This is a genomic window from Janthinobacterium sp. HH102 (assembly GCF_001758625.2).
Taxonomy (GTDB): Bacteria; Pseudomonadota; Gammaproteobacteria; order Burkholderiales; family Burkholderiaceae_D; genus Janthinobacterium.
This window is the reverse complement of the sequence record NZ_CP062065.1, coordinates 11,651-30,879: the sequence shown is the minus strand read 5'-3', so window position 1 is coordinate 30,879 and position 19,229 is coordinate 11,651. Positions and strand designations below refer to the sequence as shown.

Here is a 19,229-nt window from a genome sequence, read left to right as displayed (position 1 = left end):
AAAAAAAATTGTTTGATCGACATATTAGTTGCCGTATGGAATATAATGTGCATTTTGCGATTGCATAACATGACTTTTACGATAACAAATTAATACTTTCCATATATGCCACTTAAAAAAACGCTGAAAATTATCCTTTTGTCAATCTTCTCCCTGAGCGTGCAAGTCGCAAAGGCCGACGACTGGCCATGCACCGTAGTTCTCTGCCTTGCCAACCCAAAAGGCCCAACAGCTGTAGCCGAATGTGTTGCACCAATTAAAAAACTTTTCAGAGAGCTTGCGAAAGGGAAGGGGTTTCCTTTCTGTGACATGAACTCCGGCAGTACAACAGGTGCTAACTCAGCTAGAAACCAATATGCCAATGGGGAAAACTGCCCGCCACAATATCGCTACTACTTTTCAAATGGGGATTCAGAACAATTGCTCTGTCCTTATGCGGGAGTAATTACAGTAAAAATAAATGATGAGCCATACGTTCGCGTATGGTGGAATAATTCAGGTTCCGTAACAGAAGCATTATCGGAAAATGCGGCAACGCAAGTTTCTCCAAAATTCGAAACGGATTATAAGGTGTGGAAAAAGCAACAAGAGGAAGCTGCGCGGCTGAATAGTCTTAATCAGAACCAATAAGTGATAAAAATGGATTTCATGCCAGCATTGCTTGACTGCGCTCCATTGCTTGATCCAAGGCTTACCACTTCGTTGATGCAGCAGGAGTCTACTTTTAATCCGAACGCCATAGGACTAGACGGGAAAGAATACTTATTTAAAAAACCGAAAAATAGAACTGAAGCTATATCAATAACAAAAGAACTATTGGCAAAGGGAAAGAAATTTTCAGTGGGATTGTCTCAAGTTCATATAGAAAATGTAAAGAGATTCGGGCTAACATTGGAGCAAGCTTTTGATCCATGTACTAATATATTTTACGGCCAAAAAATATTAGTAAGCTTTCATAATCAAGCATTGAAGGCAGGATTTAAGGGGCGCGATGCTGTATATGCCGCACTAAGGGGATACAACTCAGGAAAAATAACGTCAACAATAAGCAATTCTTATGCAGCATCAATACTGTCGAGAATTGAAAATACAGAAGGAACAATAGTAAAGCGAGGGGCGGAAGTTCAAAATTCAGAAGATTTTAAAAAAACTTCTCAATTTGTCAAAGCAGAAGATTATCAAGATAGGAACGATATATTTTATACAGAAGCTGTTAAGGAAAGGGAGGGCGACAAAAAACATGTATTTTCGAATGGCGACATATTCGGTGATTAATTAAAAACTACCTTGCCATTTATTGACTTGAAGATGGCGGAAGGTATAATAATACATTCTCAGTAGAAAATATGATTGGCATTTAAGAAGATGAGAATTAAAGATATTCCGCAATTGCGCGGAGCAATTTCGGAGTTGAGATTTGAGAAGGATGAAAATGAATTATGGGAAATACATTTTACATTTGGCGCAGGGGAGGACGCATCAGAGCATTGTGTAACTAGGCATTATCCAGGAACGTGCCGAACATGGAAAAATCTGGATAGCGTCTATAAAGCATCAATTGAAATATTCGGCGAAAACATTAAAGAAATAAAAATCATCACTAAACGGAGTAATTAAATGTTGAACAATCAAATAAAAGCTAGCAAAAATAACCAACGTGCAGAATACATGAAAATGTTGGCAATTGGTTTGGTATTTACTATCGCAAGCTCGCCAGCAGCGGCGCAAAGTTTGCGTGCCACTGGCGAAAGTATCTTCAATACGATTTACAGTTTAGTCGGTGTTATCGGCGGCATTTGCGTGCTCGCAGCCGGCATCAACTGGAAGCTTGGCGGAATCGTGGGGCAAGATCCAAAGAAATATTTCTTGAACGCCTGCTTTGGTACTGGCCTTGCATTTGGCACAGTGGGAATTGTTCAGGCCATTAAAACAATGGTGAGTTCTGGTGGTGGTATTGCCGGTGTGTAAGTGGAAGAATTAGACCAGAGCACGGTTCTAAGGGCCGGGCAACGCCCGGCTTTAATCGCCTATATTCCACTGTCTGTTTTTATTGCGGAAATAATGGTGGGATTGCTATTGTTCTTTTTCATAAAATTTTGGGTAGTAGTGCTGCTACCAATACATTTATATTTTGTGATTAGAACATCTTCAGATTTTCACTGGATAACTGCCCTAAACGCGAAAAGGAAATTCAGATATGCGAAATCAAATATTGGTATACGTGAAAAGGGTGTTTTAACTTTCACAGCCAGTCCAATCAAGGTAGAAAAAAACGATTATGCCGACATCTTCTAATAACAAGCAACGTACAGCGACAGAATACATTCCTTATACTTATCCTGTGGACGAGTTTACCTGCGCTACAGAAGACGGTGATTTAGTTCGAACAATTCAGGTGGCCGGTGTGTCATTTGAAACAATGTCGAACGAACAGATTAATGGATTAGAAAGGGACTGGTTTTCTGCAATCAACAGTATTGGTACTAAATACACGAACGCCGGTCTATGGACGCATCTTATCCGACGAAAGTTGAGATACGACATGAGCAGCATTGAATTCGATAATTACTTTTCCAACGAGCTTAATCAAGCACTTTCAAAAAGGATCGAAAATAAAGATTTTTATATAAATGAACTTTATGTTTCTCCTGTTTTTAGAACTGCTCCAGGACTCGCTGATAAAGTAGCCAGGAAAATGTCGAGACAGAAAAAAAGCCAACAGGAAATGATTGCTGCAGGCAACGAAGATATGGAAAGGATAACGCGGCAATTAATGCTAAGTCTGAAGCGTTATCAACCAACGTTGCTTGAATGTAAGATGAATGAGCAAGGTAATATTGAATCGGAAGCGGCAAGGCTATATTCAAGAATACTCAATGGTGGTGAAAGCGCTGCCGTGTGTGTTAATCAACATTCTGTAAGGTATGCAATTCAAAGAAATAATTTACATTTTGGGCATGAGATTATTGAAATTGAAAAGCCATTAGGAAACAAATTCGTAGCGGTATTGGGCATCAAAGCCCCATATGGAATTGAAAAGGTGAAGGCAGATATAATTGACGGTTTGTTGTCAGTGCCGTGTGAATATATTTTAAGTCAATCATTAACTTTCAATACTACAGCGACTGCAGAGAAATTTCTTAAGAAGCAGTTGGGGCAAGTACAGACAACGAGCAACAATAAGCTGATTATTGATGAATTGGAAACCGCCATTAGCAAGCTTGGGAATGGCCAATGGAGCATGGGGAATCACGAATTCATTTTGTCGGTAAGCAGTGATTCTATTGATGAGTTGAGTAAGTCAATAAGCGAAATTGATGTTGCGTTAAGTAATAAAAATCTTGAGATAGTACGAGAAAATAGCGGCATGTTAATAAGTCAATATTTCAGCATGTTGCCAGGAAATTTCAAGATGGGTCGGTTACGCGCTATGCCGATAGGGTCGAATAATTTCAGTAAATTTTTTCCTATGCATAATTTTCCAATCGGGAATGCAAAAGGAAGCCAATGGGGAATGCCATTGGCAATGTTTGAAACTAGCGGGGATGGACCATATTTTTTAAATTACCACGTTAGTAGAAAAGCGCTGCAAGAGCAAGGGATGGATCTGGAGCATATTGAAGAGGATGAAGAGGATGAAGATGATGAGACAGGGGATGCAATAGAAGGAGAAATAACCGTCGGCTCAGAAAGTATTTCATTCGATAAAAATAATAATCGGAAGCAAAGAAAAGATAGTGGAAACTATCAAATAATTGGGAAAAATGGTGTTGGTAAAACGGCGATCCAAGCTGCGATAAGGACGCTGACAAGAAAGAAAAATATGAAAGGAGCCAGGCCATACAAGAGTTTTACCTTCGATAAAGATTGTGGACAAGAGCTACCAATCATGGCATTGCAAGGTGAATACTTCAAATTCAGCCCAGGTCAACCTTCAGGAATTAATGTATTTTCTTTGCCTGACGATACAGCCTCGCATCAATGGATTGTCACACAGGCATTATGGTGTGCAAAACAAGATCAGGCATATGTTTTCAAAGCGAAAGATGAGGCTGACCTTCTTAGGGCAGTGCAAATTGTTTACACACTACCAAGCAATCAAAGAAGATTTGCACGGATTCTGGATACCTTAAGTAAAGGCACCGGATCGTTACATGAAGCGTTGTCACGGTGGGCCGGAGCAGGCATGTATGCCTGGGTACTTGACAATCAGATTGATCGCTTCGACCTGAATAAAAGTAATGATTTTGGCTTCGATATGACAAGCTTTCTCGGCATCCCTGAAGCACGAACACCAATACTCTCATACATTGTTTTTAAAATTAATAGCGCTGTTATCGGGAGCCCATTTTCAATTGATATAGATGAGGCAAGTGCCGCATTAAAAGATGCTTTTCTTCTGAATATGATCGACGATAAAGCAAGGACAGTACGAAAACTTGACGGAATTATTGGCTTAAGCTTTCAAAATGCATCAGATGCATGCACAGGGCCTATTGCAGCGACATTAAAAGGACAGTTTCCTACATTGTTTATTTTTCCAGATAGCACGGCATCACGTGAAGATTATATTAATGGTTTGAAATTGAGTGAGCGTGAATTCGAATTAGTTCGCTCAGGAATGGGTGGGGCGCCGGGTACATTCTTAGTTAAGAAGGGCGCTGAATCCGTAGTTGTGAAAGCAGATTTCAGCGGTATGAATAATATTTTATCCATACTGTCAGGTAGTGAAGATAATTGCGTTATTGCGCGACAAATTATTAACGAAGTTGGCCCAAATCCGAAAGATTGGATTCCCGAATTTTATAAAAGGAGAACGTAATGTTTGCAAAGTTATCGGCTTTTATGGTTGGAATGATGGTTTATGGAACTTCTATTGCTCAGATTCCAGTGACAGATGTGGCGATGAATAGCCAAACGGTTGCCAATCAGGCGGCAAATCTCGCAAAGTATGTCGAACAACTATCACAGTTGAAAATGCAGCTTGACCAGGCTAAAACAACATATAACAGTATTTCAGGGCTGAGAAATATTGGAAGCATGATGAAGAACGACTTGCTTAAACAGTATTTACCGGCGGATTATCAAAAAGCTTATGACCTTCTTAAAGCAGGAAAAGCCGGATCACTCTCAGGTATTAGCGGCTCGCTAAACGAAATCGCAGCTTCCTACCAGGCAAAAGAATGTGACGCAAACACAACAGCGTCCTGCAAAAAAGCCTGGCAAACATTGGCAATGAATCAGTTTGTAGGTGAGCAAGGTTACAAGCAAGCCGCACAGAACATAGCTAATTTAGAAGCGTTTGTTAATAAGATTGGCACCTCTCCAGATCCAAAATCCCTTCAAGACTTGCAGGCACGGATAGCAGTCGAACAGGTAAAAATGCAGAATGAGCAAATCAAGCTGCAGACTTTGCAAATGACACAGAAGGCGCAGGAAGATATGCAGCGAAGAAATTCACATGATCGGTCACAACAAATGCTGCAAACCGAAACACAGATTCGGTTCTGATCATGCCAGGCATATTCACTGACTTGATGAGAAATATTGATACGGGAATTGCCCAAAGCTTTTCTAGCGCATCACAGGGCATGACGAATTACATATTGCCTGTTGGCTGGATCATGCTTGCAATTAGTATCCTTGTATGGTCCTTAATGGTTATTGAAGGGAGAATTCAAACTCCCATGAATGACTGGATACTAAAGGGACTATCAGCACTGCTAATACTTTCAGCAGCAGGTCAATTTTACTCTTCCTGGATATCTGCGCCGTTGTTTGCATTGCCCGATGCATTAGCCAGTGCAGTGAGCGGCGCAACGTCGGCAACATCGGCACTAGATGCGTTGAGCGATAGCCTAAACAAATTAATTATGGGAATAGGCCAGGGCGCACTAGAGGCACTACAAAGTTGGAATTTTGGTGGTGCATTAATGTTGACATTATCCCTGTTGCTTGTTGCCGCAGCTGGATGCCTTTTGGAAATATCATGTTTGTTTAATATGATATATGCAAAAATCGGGCTTTCGATAGTTTTAGGAATTGGGCCATTTTTTGTTCTTTGCTTGTTATGGCCTCACACAAAAAGTTATTTTAATGCCTGGTTAAACACCGTTTTGTATTTTGTTTTTCTAACGGTGCTGACAACAATGATTATGGTTCTTTTTATTAATATTGCAAATCATTTCATGTCAAAACTCATGGGTGCAATTGCTGCACAAAATGGCTTCCTAGAAGTGACTCTTGCTAATATCGGAAAGGCTTTTATTGCGCAAGTGAGCGGAGGCGCTAAAGAAGCATACGAGAATGCTGTTAGGGAACAATTCAATATATTATCAATATCCATTCAGATGGTATTGGTTTTCATACCGATGTTCTTTGTTGCGCAGGAGCTCAGAACGCTGGTTGCGAGCCTTACTGGCGGAAGCGGTGGATCATTTGGATCTGGCGCTATGCAAATGGTGCGGACCATAAAAAGCGGCGGCAAGTTCTAAGGTAAGAATAATCGAAAATATGAAAGAATTATATGAATGATAATAGTAAATTAGTGACATTTTTCACAGAGCGTATTGATTGGGATAAATCAGAGCGAGCAGCCCTAAAAGAGGCTGCAACGGGATGGAAATACTTTTCGTTTGCCGGGTGGGGGCTGGCAATTGCAGGAGTGATTAGTATCATTCCTTTGCTTGCATTACATGATTTCGTTCCCTTAATCGTCACCGTCGATAGACTGACAGGAAATACCTCAGTCAATGTGGGTAAGCAACGGATTGATATAAAAGATCCTGAAAAAGAAGGGATGATAACTGCAGACGTTGCAAGATATGTAAAGGCAAGAGAAGGTTTTACTCGTGGTGAAGCAGAAAATAATTATTCAACAGTCTGGTACATGAGTGCAGAAAGTATACGAGGGGCATGGGACGCAGAATTTAAAGCGGAACTAAATCCTCGTGCGTTAATGGTCACTATGTCGGCTACAGATCAAATTAAAATTACAAATTTGAGCGTATCATTTTTGCCATCTGATCCAACAGATACTAAGGGATTTCAGACTGCGCAAATTAGGTACGATAAAGAAAGGCGGAAGGGATCAAACCCGGCAACCACACAAAGGATGATTTCCACTTTGACATATTCATATAACACGTCAAATGTTCCAAAGAAAATTGAGGGACTGGTTATCAATCCATTTGGTTTTACGGTTGTAAATTATAGGGCTGATAAAGAATCAGAAGAAAAGACAATTAGTTCCAATGCTGTGCAACAAGGAATATATGGGCAAGGTGGGCGATAATGAAAATACTGCTATTCTGTATTTTAAACTTCTTTATTTTTTGCAATGCTGAATCAGCACCTAGGCAAAAGCAAAAAAGTAATGAATCGGTTGTAGATCAAAGATTTAGGACGGTTAACTATTCAACAGATATAGTTAAACTATCAGCAAAAATCGGAAGATTTCTAGAGATAGAATTTGATCCTTCCGAAACCGATATTAAATATGCTATCGGGGATAAAGAAGGTTGGGTAATTAAAGTAGCGACGCACAGTTTTTACTTAAAGCCAAAAGCCAAATTTGCCGATACAAATTTGAAAATCACAACAAATAAAAGAGTATATTGGTTTGATATTGCAATGGAAGAAAGTAAAACCAAATCTACTTGGCACATAGGTTTTAATTATCCTCCTGAGCCGCCACCTATTGCTATAGTTCCTATGATAGATCCAAAAATTATAGCCGCTGCAAATTTGAAAACAGAAACAGTTACGATTGAGGAGAAGTTGGGGAAAAACCCATCTAAAGAAATTATCTCAATAAAGAGAGTGATAAATAGTAACTATTCCGTAATCGGGCCTTTGGATATTACTCCAACATCCATCGCTGACAATGGAGAGCATACCGTTTTGACATTTCACTCTGCAGGGCCAATGCCGGCGGTTTTTGTGGTTGAACCAGATGGGAACGAGCGTCGCGTAGGATTCCATTTGGAAGACGATATGTTAATCGTGCATTTGGTGGCTCAACGGCTAGTTCTTAAACGAGGATCATCTGTAGCGGCGATTACCAATGAAAGTTATGCTCCAACAGGGCCGAATACGACAACTCACACGATCTCTGATGAAGTTCAACGCGAAATTAAAGGACAAGAATAAATGATTTTGTCTGAAAAAAAAGAGTCACTGCCTACCGATGATCGCAGCAGGCTCCAAAAAGTTGCGGCCGTAGGTGCAACACCCGGTCAAAAGTTAATCGGGTTCCTGGCGGCCTTTGTGTCCATGCTAATTATTGTCGGCACGGTACTGTTTAAGTTCGTGATAGCTCCTGATGAAACTGCATCAAAAGACGCTACAAAGGCCGTAGAAAGCTCCCAGGCGGCCCCTACGGTTTCAAGTGAGCCACAAGTATCCGTACCCCTGAATTTTGGTATTGACTCATCCGAGGAGCATGAAGCAGCACAACGAGGCGGGATGCAAAGTACGGCTGCAAAGGACTCTAAACCTTTTCCGCCTGGCCTAATTGCCAATGGCGGCGATCAAAGGAACGTACCCCCAATAGAGGAAGCGGGATCAGTCTACCAGGGGGTTGCTGCAGCAGGTTCGCAAGGCAACACCGAATATCAAAGCTCCATTACAAGAAAGTTGAATGGAACATTAGATGGATCAACGACGGATGAAAAGCAGGAAGTTGTAGCATTACAGCAGGCAGCAGCTCCGGCATTGGCGAACCAGCAACCGAGGAGCCTTATCGGAATGGGAGAGCAATCTGATGCATCTCCGCAACCGCGCGGTGCTATAGCGGCGCAACTAGTTCCTACACAAACCCAATCGGTAAAAGCGTCTTACATTACAAATCAACATTTAACCATGAAGAAAGGTACGTTAATAAGCTGCACAACAGACACAGCTATTAAAACTGATCAGATGGGCTTTGTAAGCTGCATCACAGATTTTCCCGTAATGTCCATGGACGGAAGTGTGATCTTGATGGAGCGAGGAACAACAATCAACGGCGAGTATCAAAAAGGCGTTGATCGAGGTGCAAATGCTATTTTTATACTTTGGACAGACGCACTTACACCAAAGGGTGTGCATGTAAATCTGGACTCTCCAGGAACCGATAGCTTGGGACGGGCTGGGTTAGATGGCGAAGTGGACAATAAATATTGGCAGAGATTTAGCGGTGCTTTTCTTTATTCTATTCTGCAAGATGGGACTGCTATCGCGGCACAAAGAGCATCCAATTCTGCCAGTGGTGGGGCTGTCGTTGTTATGCCCAATACCCAGGCCACAGGAACATCTGCGGCAAGCGAAATATTGAAGCAGGGGGCTGATGTAAAGTCAACATTAAGCAAAGCTCATGGCAGTATGGTTTCAATTACAGTCGCACGTAACGTTGATTTCTCTTCAGTATATAGATTGAAATTAAAAGTAAAATAAAATGAATAAATTAAATACCGAGCAGAAAGAAGCACTGGAAGCACTTAAAACTCATCTTAAACTATTTGATTCGTATCTTGACGATAAGGAAGTTCAAGAGATTGCAATAAATAGGCTCGGGGAATTGATGTTATGGAAAAATGGGCAATGGATTCCAGAAAAGGTAGAAGGTATAACTTATGACTATCTTGATTTAATCGGTCGAGCATTATCTAATTTTTGCAATAAACCATATGACCGAGAAAATACAAGCTTGTCAGGATATTTCCCGGAAGGGGAACGACTGGAAATGACTCATCCTCCAACCGCGCCAGAAGGCTTGCATTATTTGAATCTTCGGAAGTCTACTGGGCCCGCTTTCAAGCATGAAGACCTCACAAAACAGGGCTACTACGAAAACGTTAGGCATGAATATGCAATTTCAATGACGGAGGAAGAACGAAGCTTATATAGTAAGCATTTGACAGACGATGAGAAGCACCTTTGGAAACTTGCGAAAGAGAATAAATGGGAGGAATTCATACAATACGCTGTTCCTACTTACCAAAACATCGTAGTTTCGGGAGCTACAGGTAGTGGTAAAACAGCATACTGTAGATCCCTTATAGAAATGATTGATGTTGACGATAGAATTATTACGGTAGAGGACACACCAGAAATGCCCTTACCAAACCACCCGAACAACAATAGACTTCTATACAAAAAAGATCCAAATAGCAAGGAGGGCGCCACTGCTAAAGATGTACTGCATTCAGTAATGAGGAAGACGCCTAAGCGAGTATTGTTAGCAGAATTACGAGGGGATGAAACTCTTTATTATCTTTCTGGCGTTCTGAATAGTGGCCACCCAGGAGGAATAACGACAACGCACGCTAACACCCCTACGGCCGCATTTTCGCGCCTCGCACTACTGATCCTAATGTCTGAAGGAGGTAAATCATTGGACATGGAAACAATTATGCGACTCCTGAAAATGACGGTAAATGTAGTGGTACAAATTGAATTTGTGTCAGATATAGCCAAACGGAGAGTTACGGCAATTTATTATGACCCAATGCAGAGGCTGGCACTAATCAGTTGAGTAATTTATATTTTTTATAGGAGAAATAGTCGTTCCCGCTGGTTCATATACTACTAACGAAAAATATCATTTCGTAATTGCATTATTCACTATTTACGAATATGATTCTATACATAAGGATATAAGTTATGGACGTATCAAATACAGTGCATGAGAAGCAATTGCAAATATTTTGTAAGGCTGGCGTTATTGAATATTTGCGATTGTCTCCTGCTGAACGTGCAAATAAAGTGGGTTACGAGTTATGGGTAAAAAGCAAACTGAATGAAAACGAAATATTGATGATTTCTCATGGAACAAAAGCTTCCAGGCTTTGGATTAGTCTAGATAGAGCAGTTAGGCATTTCCGTGATTCATACAATTATCATGGAAGAATTTATTTAGATATTTAATTTAGGAAAAAGATGATTTTTACAAAAAAAGCTGGATACGTTGTTTTCTTAGTTGTATGCATGACTGGATGTTCTTCCTTTATCCCTATCGGAGTGCGCAGTGATTCAGATGTTAAGACACAACTGAATGACCAGCAACGTATAGCGGCATATTTCAATCGGATTAACCCGAAAGAAAACGAAGTAGCTACCACGACAAAAAAAATTGCGCTGGTAGCTACTTCCAAAAAAACGACGCTTGATGCTGTTCTGGAAAAGGATGTGCCTGCTAATTTTCAGGTGCTTCCTGATATCGAGATCGACCCTAAAACTATCATCCAGTTTGAGGAAGGCGGCGCGTGGGTGAATGCTTTGAGTAAGTCGCTTTTCGATGTTGGAATTGATATGAGTATTTCTGTTCATCGACAAATACTAACGTTGACACCAATAAAAACTAAACTAGTGGATGTTATAGAAAAGTATGTTCCTGAAGATTATCAAGTTTTCTCTGACGCTGCTGTAAATCTCGACTCCCGTATTAGATATAACGGCAGCCTATATTGGTTAGATGCACTTGCAACTGGCGCCGAAAAGGAAAAAATTGAAGTTAGCGCGAATGTAAGCAAGAAAACATTGCACCTAAAGGCTGCTGGTAGAGAAAAGATGACGAATAGCGTGGCCAATAGTGGTCTTAACATTGATATTAAATAGGTATTGAAAATGAAAACAATGAAATTATTGGTTCTCGCTTTGTCAGCTGTTGGCATGAATGCTTATGCGGCTACCATATGCGTGAAGAACGAAAAGACCGGACAGTATGAATCAACAAGTAATCGAAAATGTGGTCGTAGTGATAGTGCGACTCAAAGAACTACAGCTGCAGCAGGAGATAAATATTTGACAGATGATGCTGTTGAAAGCCAAGAAGTAGAGAAAAAGAAAAGAGTAATTACGATAGTTCAGGAGAGTATTCCCGCTGTCGATTATAAAAAAAGAGAAGTGAAAGAGTATCCGGTTGAACAAAAGATGGCAAAGGTATGGAGCATCAGAAAAACAGATGGCAGTATCTTTAAAGCCCTGAGCCGCTGGTCAAAAGATGCGCAATGGCAATTGCAATGGGAAACAGACAAGAAAGACTTTCCTGTAATTTTTGAAGCTAATTATTCAGGAGAATTTGAAGACGGAATATTGGGTGTAATGACGAGTCTGAAAAATTCTCAATATCCTTTGCGGGCGTGTTTTTACAATAATAATGCTGTTCGCATTATTCATAAATCAAAAGATTGTTTGGATAAATAAAGGAAGATGATGAAGAATTATATTTTTAGCTTGGTAATTATCGCAATCAGTGGTTGTGCAAATGTGTCGCAAGAAATGGTTGATAATCGCGCACGAGAAATGTCAGAGACGATTTCGGATAAAATTAAAGAGCGTGATAACAAAGTTTCCGAGCCGTTGGTTAAACATTACGACGTACCGTATTTAGGAAGTGCCACCATACCTTTGGCATATGATGCTACTTTGCCGGCAGTGTTTAGAGACGTGACATTAAATTTCAATGGCCGTACTAACTTGACGACGATAGGTGAGCGAATCTTCGCCGCTACCGGCATTCCTGTGCGTCTTCGTCCGGATATTTTTATTCCGATGGCAACATTAGTTTCGGGTGGTATTAGCTCCAAGGAGCAAAATGCACAAGCTCTGCCAGGGTCAATTCCTAAGCAAAATTTCATGATGCCTAGTTTTTCCAATGCGGATACTTTGTCATCAAAGAAATTCGATGATTATGATACTGATCTTCCTATGGATTACTCGGGATCGTTATCCGGTTATCTTGACAATATAACCGCTCGCTTGGGAATCAATTGGGAATATAAAGAAGGCACTATTACTTTGTTTAGACTGGTTACGAGGATACTGCCAGTGAAACTGAGTCCAGGGTCGTCGTCATCTGGCTCTACGTTGTCGAAAGCTAGTTCTGGTGGCGCTAGTAGTGGGGGGGGAGCAAGCGGATCTATTTCATCAAACTCCACATCAACTATGAAGCATGAATTTTCAATATGGAAATCTATTGATCTAGCAGTAAAAAATATGCTTACTCCAGCTGGCACTCATTCGATTGATGAGGCTGGAGGATTCGTTATTGTAAAAGACTCCAAAGAGGTCACCGATTTGGTTGCGGAGTATATTGCGATACAGAATTCAGCATTAAACAAGCAAGTTGATTTATCTGTACGTATTTTGAAAGTGTCAATAAATGATACTAGCTCCTTTGGTGCCGATGCAAATGCCATTTACACTAAGATTGCAAATGGCGCCAGCGATTGGTCTTTAGGCATGACGGCGCCTAGTACCTTGGCAAGTACATCAGCCGGTAAGCTGGCTTTTAGCATCCTCAAGCCTGATAGCCCATTCAAAAGTTCAACGGTTTTATTGAATACATTGAATCAAATTGGAACGGTTGTTTCTGATGTGACGCGAAGCGCAACAACTATGAATCGAGAGCAAGTTGCATTAAGCCAGTTCAAAACCATTTCATATCTTGCAGAAACAAAACCATCCAGCGGTGGCAGCACAGGTGGCGGTGCAGGTGTTCCAGGATTGACGCCAGGTTCTGTTACTACTGGATTCTTTTTGAACGCACTACCTACTGCAATGGAGAATGATAGCGTACTCCTTAAATTGTCAATCGACGATAGCAGCTTGACTCGCATGAATTCAATCACTACAGGATCAGGTGAAACACTGCAACAAATTCAGAACCCCGAGATTGAAGGATATAAATCCGATCATTCTTCCAGCTTGCGTAACGGCGAGTCCATGATAATCATGGGTGGACTGAGCGATGGTATTAACGGTGATAAACGTACCTCCGTTACAGGTTTTTCTACTGCAAATCAACGCTCGCGGGAAATGCAAATTATTATTGTCACCCCAAAAGTTCACGCCGGGATGTGATCATGGAAAATGTTATTCAGGTTGATGACAAATATGCACTTGCATTCGGGTTTAAATGGGTAACTTTAGATCCGATAATATCGCGTGGTAAACAACTATCAGACCTAAGAACAGATTATGGCGCACGATGGCTCGCAACATTCAAAATCAATGGGTCTGAAAATATTGGATATGCTAAAAAATTAAGTGTACCAAAAAAGATAAAAGTTTTATCAGGAGCTGGACAGCTAGCTTTGCATGAACGTTTCATTGGCAAATCTGTTCTAGTGCTTCTTGAAGATGCTAATCATGCTGACGGCGGCCAGGTCGAGAACGATGTTGCCGTATTGGGATTGATTAACGGAAACGTGGTACTAGATGCCTTTGTTAAATCCAGTCATGTGCAAAAATTAAGACAGGAGTTTCTAGATCAATGTACAAGGGCCCATGTAGAGTATTTGACTGTGGGCCAGGCGATAACCATTGATGAAGTAGACCAAGAGTTTTTGTGGAGTAATCTTTTGCCAGTTAATAATATTACTGGTATCGGTAAATTCTATAAAAAACCACGAGTAGTTGTTGTCCGGCCATTGAACAAAGACCTACCTTCATGGCTACTCTGGCTTCTGTTAGTACTTATATTAGTAATTTGTGGGATTTACTATTCGCAGGTACGGTCAGATGAGAGGGACAGGTTGCAGCGATTAATGTTGAATAATCAGAAGCCTGATCCAGCAAAGTTATATGCTGACTCTGTAAATCAACTACTTAATAGTGACGTGTTGGTGGCATCAATGGCAGCTAAAATTCTAGGTAAGGAACTAAAAGCGTTCCCTACTCAAAAGGTAGGATGGCGTCTTGATAAGATATCTTGCAACTCAAATAGCGGTTGTGTTGCGCGATGGAATAGAAAATTTGGTACTTTCGCGGAGTTTATTGCTAGCGCACCGAAAGACTGGGGGGAAATTGAGCCATCGCATGATGGTCAAAGCCTCTCTCATAGTTTGCCAATTGTTCTAACTAAAGAAAAGTTATTGAAGAAAGAGGAATGGCCTACAGAGAAAGGAATAATAATTTCTGTTGTTAGTAAATGGCAAAAATACTCAACGTTAAAATTTGATGCCAGTATGCTTCCTGCAGGATTATACGGGGTTCCACCTTCGGTTCAACCACAGCTAGCTGCATCAATGCCCTTAGCTACGTGGGCAGCTGTTTGGGAAATAAAAAGCGCTCCATGGTGGGCTATAGATTCAGTGGAGGATTTGCCAAGAAATATGGCAATCGAATCATTTGATTTATCTGTGGGGAACGAGATAACGTTTAGTATGAAAGGTATTGCATATGTTAAAAAGTAAATTATTATTTTGTTTGTCGATTCTTATTGGGAATAGCGTTTGCGCACAAACTATTGATGAGTTATCTGAAATGAGCAGAAAAACTATTCTAGCGGAAGGGAATGCAAAAATTACCGCAGCAATGGGAAATGTAGACGGTTCGAGAAGTCCTACTGTCCCTCCTATTATGCCTATGGGCGCGATAGGCTCGAATGCAGCAAATCTCGCTCAAGGGAAAGGCGCTGATAGTAGTAAGAAAACGGTTCCATTACCTTTGATTTTGGCAATATATGGGGTTGCCGACAACCTCACCGCTGAAATTAATGAGAACGGGTTCGAAGCAAAGTATATTGAGGGCAATGTCACGCCGGGCGGATGGGTGGTAAAGAAAATCGCCAAGCGAGGCGTTATATTGGAGAAAGAAATCGGGAAATCAAAAGGGAAAACAAAAATCAATTTGACATATGGGCAGCGAAAAGAAGAGAAGGAAAATCAAACTAAGAAAGAAATTAATCAGTAAAAGATAGTAAAATATCGGTTCGAATATCTAATATTTTTTTTAATTATTTAAAGGTAATAAATTATGAAACGCAAGATCAATAAAATTGGTAATCAAAAATTCAAGCAACGTGGTATTTCGGCAATTCAAATCATGCTGGGTGTATTAGTCGGTGCGCTCGTTCTTATTGGCGGACTATCATTACTTCGCTGGGTTGATTCAGCAAAAGTCAATAATGACCTGAGCGAGTTGAATGATTTGAAAGCGCGCACGGTGAGCTATGCGTTGAATCATAACGGAAGCTTTTCGGGTGTAACCCAAGAAACCATCATTGGTTTGGACTTTTTCCCGTCCAACCGTGTATCTGGCGCAAGTGGTTCCCGTGTTGTTCAAAATCAGTGGAAAGGTTTAATCACTGTGGCTCCAGCGACAACTGCAACTGCAAATGACTCTTTGCTGTTCACTTATACAGGTATCACATCCGCAGCGTGTAAGGAGTTGTCCCTTAAGGCTGCTCAACTTGCCGCAGCAATCTCAGTTGGTGGAACTCCGGTTAAGCCATCCTTGGGCACGCTAAATGAGGCAACCATGATTACCTCATGTGATCAAGGTAATGATAATGTGACTATTGCATATACATTCAACCGATAGTTTCGCTAAATAAACGAGGCGGCTGATTGAATAATCAAGTCGCCTTTTCTTACCAACTATTGTGAAAATATAATGTTAAATAAACTTTTAGGACGTGGGGAAAATAGCCCGGCTAATTCGTCACCTCTTCGGAGGATCAGCAACAATCTTAATAATGTTAAAAGTGTTGATGCCACAATTAAAGTTGGTAGTGACAGTATTGATGATGTAGATAAAAGCACAGGAATTAGTGACTTAGATAAATTTCAAGATAGTATCGGAAGCTGGCGATCTGCTGTTCCAGGTTTGGTTTCAGAAATGGATGCGGAAAAATGTATAGTATTAGATCGTAAGTATAATAATGTTCTTGTACTTGCCATACCAGAATTTTTTGCAAGTGGCGCCCGAAGTAGTCTTCTGAAAAAAATTAAAGATAAAGGTTTAAATGTTGAGGCGGAAAGCACTGCAACTAAAGAACAGATCGAAGCGTTAGTTGAGGCGAACAAAACAAAACAGTATAGCTCAAGCGGCTTTGTTGTTAATGATGATGATCGTAGTGTTACGCTTTATGATGATATTGTGGAAGGCGCATTTGAGATAGGCGCGTCAGATGTGCATTTTGAATTGAATAGCATTGGCAAGAGCAATATTTTATTGCGTCTTTATGGACGTATGCGACAGTGGAAATCATACGATTACGAAATCTTATTAAAGGCTGTTGCTTCAGGATTTAATTCTAAGACAAAATCAGGAACGGCAACAGGCCCATCATGGTCGCCTGATAGGCCATTGTCTACAATGACAGAGCATGTCATTGGTGAGACAAACGTAAATGGTAGGTTCTCAACCTATCCGGTTATAACTGGTCTTGATGTTGTTGTCCGACTACTGGAAAGTAATCCGCGTGATGGAACTATTCTAACGTTGGAAGAGCTTGGCTATGCTGAGTCACAGATCCGAGATCAACTTATTCCTGCATTACGGAAAAACAGCGGTTTAATCGCGCTTTCTGGCGGTACTGGTTCGGGGAAATCAACCGCTCTAAAAACTGCAATGAACTTACTGCCAAATAAAGATAGTTTAAAACGATATTCTGTTGAAGATCCGGTAGAGTATATTATGCCAGGGGTCAGGCAAATTTCGGTACAACGTGGAGTCGATGACGATGATGAAGAAGTAAGAAGAAAGTTCATTGCAGCTTTACGGCAATTGGTTAGGATGGACCCCGACGTATTAATGGTCGGTGAAATTCGTGATAGTGAAACAGGGTCAATCGTCAGTGAGTTTGTACAAACAGGTCATAGGGTACTTACTACGGTACACGGGGACGGTGGCATTGACGTAATGTCTAGGATGACGGGGGAATTAATCGCAATACCAGCCGAAATCATGAGTACCCGAAAATTTTTGACAGCAGTTGTATATCAGAAGTTATTACCGAAATTATGCATCGAGTGTCGTGTTCCAGCAGCTCAAATTATGAGCGCTGAAAAACTTTCTTTGATACAGAAAAAATTTCAAATAGATTCAAAGTCTTTTTATTGCTCATCAGAAAACGGATGCCCTGAATGTCGAATTGAAGGGATTGATTCAGGTGGCACAAAAGGATTGACAGTGGCTGCGGAAATTATTGTTCCCGATTCGCAGTTACGCGGACATATCAGAGACAAGAACTGGGTTGATGCTGAAAATGTTTGGAGAAAGTCTCGGAAAACTGGTTTTTCAAATCCAGACATGACAGGGAAAACTGCTTTTGAACACGCTTTGTACAAGGCAAGTCAAGGCATAATTGATCCACGTGACATTGAATCTGAGTTTGAAGCATTCGATACATACGAGATATTTGAAGGGATGGAATGATGTTTTTCTCATTAAAAGTTTGGTGGGCAAAGAAAGTATTTTCTGAAAAAAGAGGCGAAATTTATAATGCTATTAACGCTCAGATTTCAGATGCTGGCGGTAGGCGTGTCGAAACGCTTCCTGAAATGTTTGGTAGTTGGGCCAAGCGAAGTTCTGAGAGGGAGGAAAGTATTGCTTTAGTGTATAAAGCAATCGAGCAGAGGTTACGTTCCGGGAAAATGTTTTCAAGTGCACTGCAAGGATTTATTCCTGGCGACGAAGCCCTTCTAATCAACGCCGGGGAGGCCTCTAATCGACTATCTGATGCATTGACGTCCGCAATTACATCACAGAAAGCAACAGCTGAAATGAGCGGCGCGGTTTCGGGAGCAATGTTTCAACCCATGTTCAATTTTTTGGGGTGGGTTGTTAGCAGTGTATGTTTAGGTAAATGGCTTTGGCCAGAATTAATGTCTTCTTTCACGGAAGAGTATTGGCCAAGTTGGGCACTCCCACTGATTCATTTTGATATGTGGCTTGCTGGCAATTGGTTTTTAATGTTTCTAGGCTTTATCGCATTGCCATTATATTATTACTCATTGGAAAATTGGACAGGAAGATTTAGACAGGTAATTGATAAAATACCTCCTTACTCCATGTATCGGGATAAAACTGCGAGTGGATTATTAGTTATTCTCGCAGGTCTTATTAAATCAGGACTGACTGTTGATGAGGCACTAAAGCGTATTGCAAGTTCCTCTATGTGTACTCCTTACTTATTGTGGCACGTAAATATCATGATGAGGCGAATGCGGAAAGATGCTGATAACGCAATTAAGATGTTTCAGACTGGATTATTTTCTCAACAGATTATTGATCGTTTAGCTGATTCACTTAGAACAAGATCACCGGATGAAGCTCTTTCAGAAATGGGGGAAAAATCCCTTAGTGATGTTGTTGCCATTGTTAAAAAATCAGCTCAATTTGCGAATGGAATATGCATGGTATTACTCGGTCTTCTATTTGCCTATTCCGTTGCCGCTCAAATGATCGGAGCGCAAGAAGCAGGCTCTAATTTCATGAGCAAATCAATGAGAGTTTAA

Annotated in this window: 21 protein-coding genes; all 21 read left to right on the top strand. The window is 40.8% G+C overall.

The window, feature by feature from the left end:
- Window positions 1-105 precede the first annotated feature (105 nt).
- The 21 genes from JAB4_RS30340 to JAB4_RS30240 all read left to right on the top strand — a co-directional run bounded on the left by JAB4_RS30340 (window position 106) and on the right by JAB4_RS30240 (window position 19,229).
- Window positions 106-630, top strand: a complete 525-nt coding sequence (locus JAB4_RS30340) for a hypothetical protein (protein ID WP_139143925.1) — start codon at window positions 106-108, stop codon at window positions 628-630.
- Window positions 631-648: 18 nt separating this feature from the next.
- Window positions 649-1,275 (top strand): transglycosylase SLT domain-containing protein, encoded by a 627-nt coding sequence (locus JAB4_RS30335; RefSeq protein WP_175444845.1) that lies wholly within the window; start codon window positions 649-651, stop codon window positions 1,273-1,275.
- A 75-nt stretch (window positions 1,276-1,350) separates the two neighbouring features.
- Window positions 1,351-1,617 carry a hypothetical protein gene (locus JAB4_RS30330; protein ID WP_139143924.1) on the top strand — a complete coding sequence of 89 codons (267 nt, stop codon included), beginning with the start codon at window positions 1,351-1,353 and terminating at the stop codon, window positions 1,615-1,617.
- The gene (locus tag JAB4_RS30325) at window positions 1,618-1,968 is read left to right on the top strand and encodes a TrbC/VirB2 family protein (protein ID WP_139143923.1); all 351 of its coding nucleotides are present in this window, start codon (window positions 1,618-1,620) and stop codon (window positions 1,966-1,968) included.
- The gene (locus JAB4_RS30320) at window positions 1,969-2,295 is read left to right on the top strand and encodes a VirB3 family type IV secretion system protein (protein WP_071653595.1); all 327 of its coding nucleotides are present in this window, start codon (window positions 1,969-1,971) and stop codon (window positions 2,293-2,295) included.
- Window positions 2,279-4,822 (top strand): hypothetical protein, encoded by a 2,544-nt coding sequence (locus JAB4_RS30315; RefSeq protein ID WP_083287478.1) that lies wholly within the window; start codon window positions 2,279-2,281, stop codon window positions 4,820-4,822. The genes JAB4_RS30320 and JAB4_RS30315 overlap by 17 nt, the downstream gene beginning before the upstream one ends.
- The gene (virB5, locus tag JAB4_RS30310; RefSeq protein ID WP_070308596.1) at window positions 4,822-5,511 is read left to right on the top strand and encodes a P-type DNA transfer protein VirB5; all 690 of its coding nucleotides are present in this window, start codon (window positions 4,822-4,824) and stop codon (window positions 5,509-5,511) included. The genes JAB4_RS30315 and virB5 overlap by 1 nt, the downstream gene beginning before the upstream one ends.
- A 2-nt stretch (window positions 5,512-5,513) precedes the next feature.
- Window positions 5,514-6,494, top strand: coding sequence for a type IV secretion system protein (locus tag JAB4_RS30305; RefSeq protein WP_071653593.1), 981 nt, complete (start codon window positions 5,514-5,516; stop codon window positions 6,492-6,494).
- 32 nt (window positions 6,495-6,526) lie between these two features.
- Window positions 6,527-7,294: a type IV secretion system protein gene (locus JAB4_RS30300; protein ID WP_071653592.1), complete on the top strand. Its 768-nt coding sequence runs from the start codon at window positions 6,527-6,529 to the stop codon at window positions 7,292-7,294.
- Window positions 7,294-8,151, top strand: coding sequence for a TrbG/VirB9 family P-type conjugative transfer protein (locus JAB4_RS30295; protein WP_071653591.1), 858 nt, complete (start codon window positions 7,294-7,296; stop codon window positions 8,149-8,151). Before JAB4_RS30300 ends, JAB4_RS30295 begins: the two co-directional genes overlap by 1 nt.
- Window positions 8,152-9,435 carry a TrbI/VirB10 family protein gene (locus JAB4_RS30290; protein ID WP_083287477.1) on the top strand — a complete coding sequence of 428 codons (1,284 nt, stop codon included), beginning with the start codon at window positions 8,152-8,154 and terminating at the stop codon, window positions 9,433-9,435.
- 1 nt (window position 9,436) lies between these two features.
- Window positions 9,437-10,516 (top strand): P-type DNA transfer ATPase VirB11, encoded by a 1,080-nt coding sequence (gene virB11, locus JAB4_RS30285; protein ID WP_071653589.1) that lies wholly within the window; start codon window positions 9,437-9,439, stop codon window positions 10,514-10,516.
- 128 nt (window positions 10,517-10,644) lie between these two features.
- The gene (locus tag JAB4_RS30280) at window positions 10,645-10,908 is read left to right on the top strand and encodes a hypothetical protein (protein ID WP_139143922.1); all 264 of its coding nucleotides are present in this window, start codon (window positions 10,645-10,647) and stop codon (window positions 10,906-10,908) included.
- Window positions 10,909-10,920: 12 nt separating this feature from the next.
- The gene (locus JAB4_RS30275; protein ID WP_070308594.1) at window positions 10,921-11,598 is read left to right on the top strand and encodes a hypothetical protein; all 678 of its coding nucleotides are present in this window, start codon (window positions 10,921-10,923) and stop codon (window positions 11,596-11,598) included.
- 9 nt (window positions 11,599-11,607) lie between these two features.
- Window positions 11,608-12,186 (top strand): TcpQ domain-containing protein, encoded by a 579-nt coding sequence (locus JAB4_RS30270; RefSeq protein WP_083287476.1) that lies wholly within the window; start codon window positions 11,608-11,610, stop codon window positions 12,184-12,186.
- A gap of 6 nt (window positions 12,187-12,192) precedes the next feature.
- Window positions 12,193-13,845 (top strand): secretin N-terminal domain-containing protein, encoded by a 1,653-nt coding sequence (locus JAB4_RS30265; RefSeq protein ID WP_139143921.1) that lies wholly within the window; start codon window positions 12,193-12,195, stop codon window positions 13,843-13,845.
- Between the two features lie 2 nt (window positions 13,846-13,847).
- Window positions 13,848-15,179: a type 4b pilus protein PilO2 gene (locus JAB4_RS30260; protein ID WP_139143920.1), complete on the top strand. Its 1,332-nt coding sequence runs from the start codon at window positions 13,848-13,850 to the stop codon at window positions 15,177-15,179.
- Window positions 15,166-15,678 (top strand): type IV pilus biogenesis protein PilP, encoded by a 513-nt coding sequence (gene pilP, locus JAB4_RS30255; RefSeq protein WP_083287475.1) that lies wholly within the window; start codon window positions 15,166-15,168, stop codon window positions 15,676-15,678. The genes JAB4_RS30260 and pilP overlap by 14 nt, the downstream gene beginning before the upstream one ends.
- 63 nt (window positions 15,679-15,741) lie before the next feature.
- Window positions 15,742-16,308, top strand: a complete 567-nt coding sequence (locus JAB4_RS30250; RefSeq protein WP_071653585.1) for a type 4 pilus major pilin — start codon at window positions 15,742-15,744, stop codon at window positions 16,306-16,308.
- Window positions 16,309-16,380: 72 nt separating this feature from the next.
- Entirely contained in the window at window positions 16,381-18,147 is a 1,767-nt protein-coding gene (locus JAB4_RS30245; RefSeq protein ID WP_083287474.1) for an ATPase, T2SS/T4P/T4SS family, read from the top strand.
- Window positions 18,144-19,229, top strand: coding sequence for a type II secretion system F family protein (locus tag JAB4_RS30240; protein WP_071653583.1), 1,086 nt, complete (start codon window positions 18,144-18,146; stop codon window positions 19,227-19,229). Before JAB4_RS30245 ends, JAB4_RS30240 begins: the two co-directional genes overlap by 4 nt.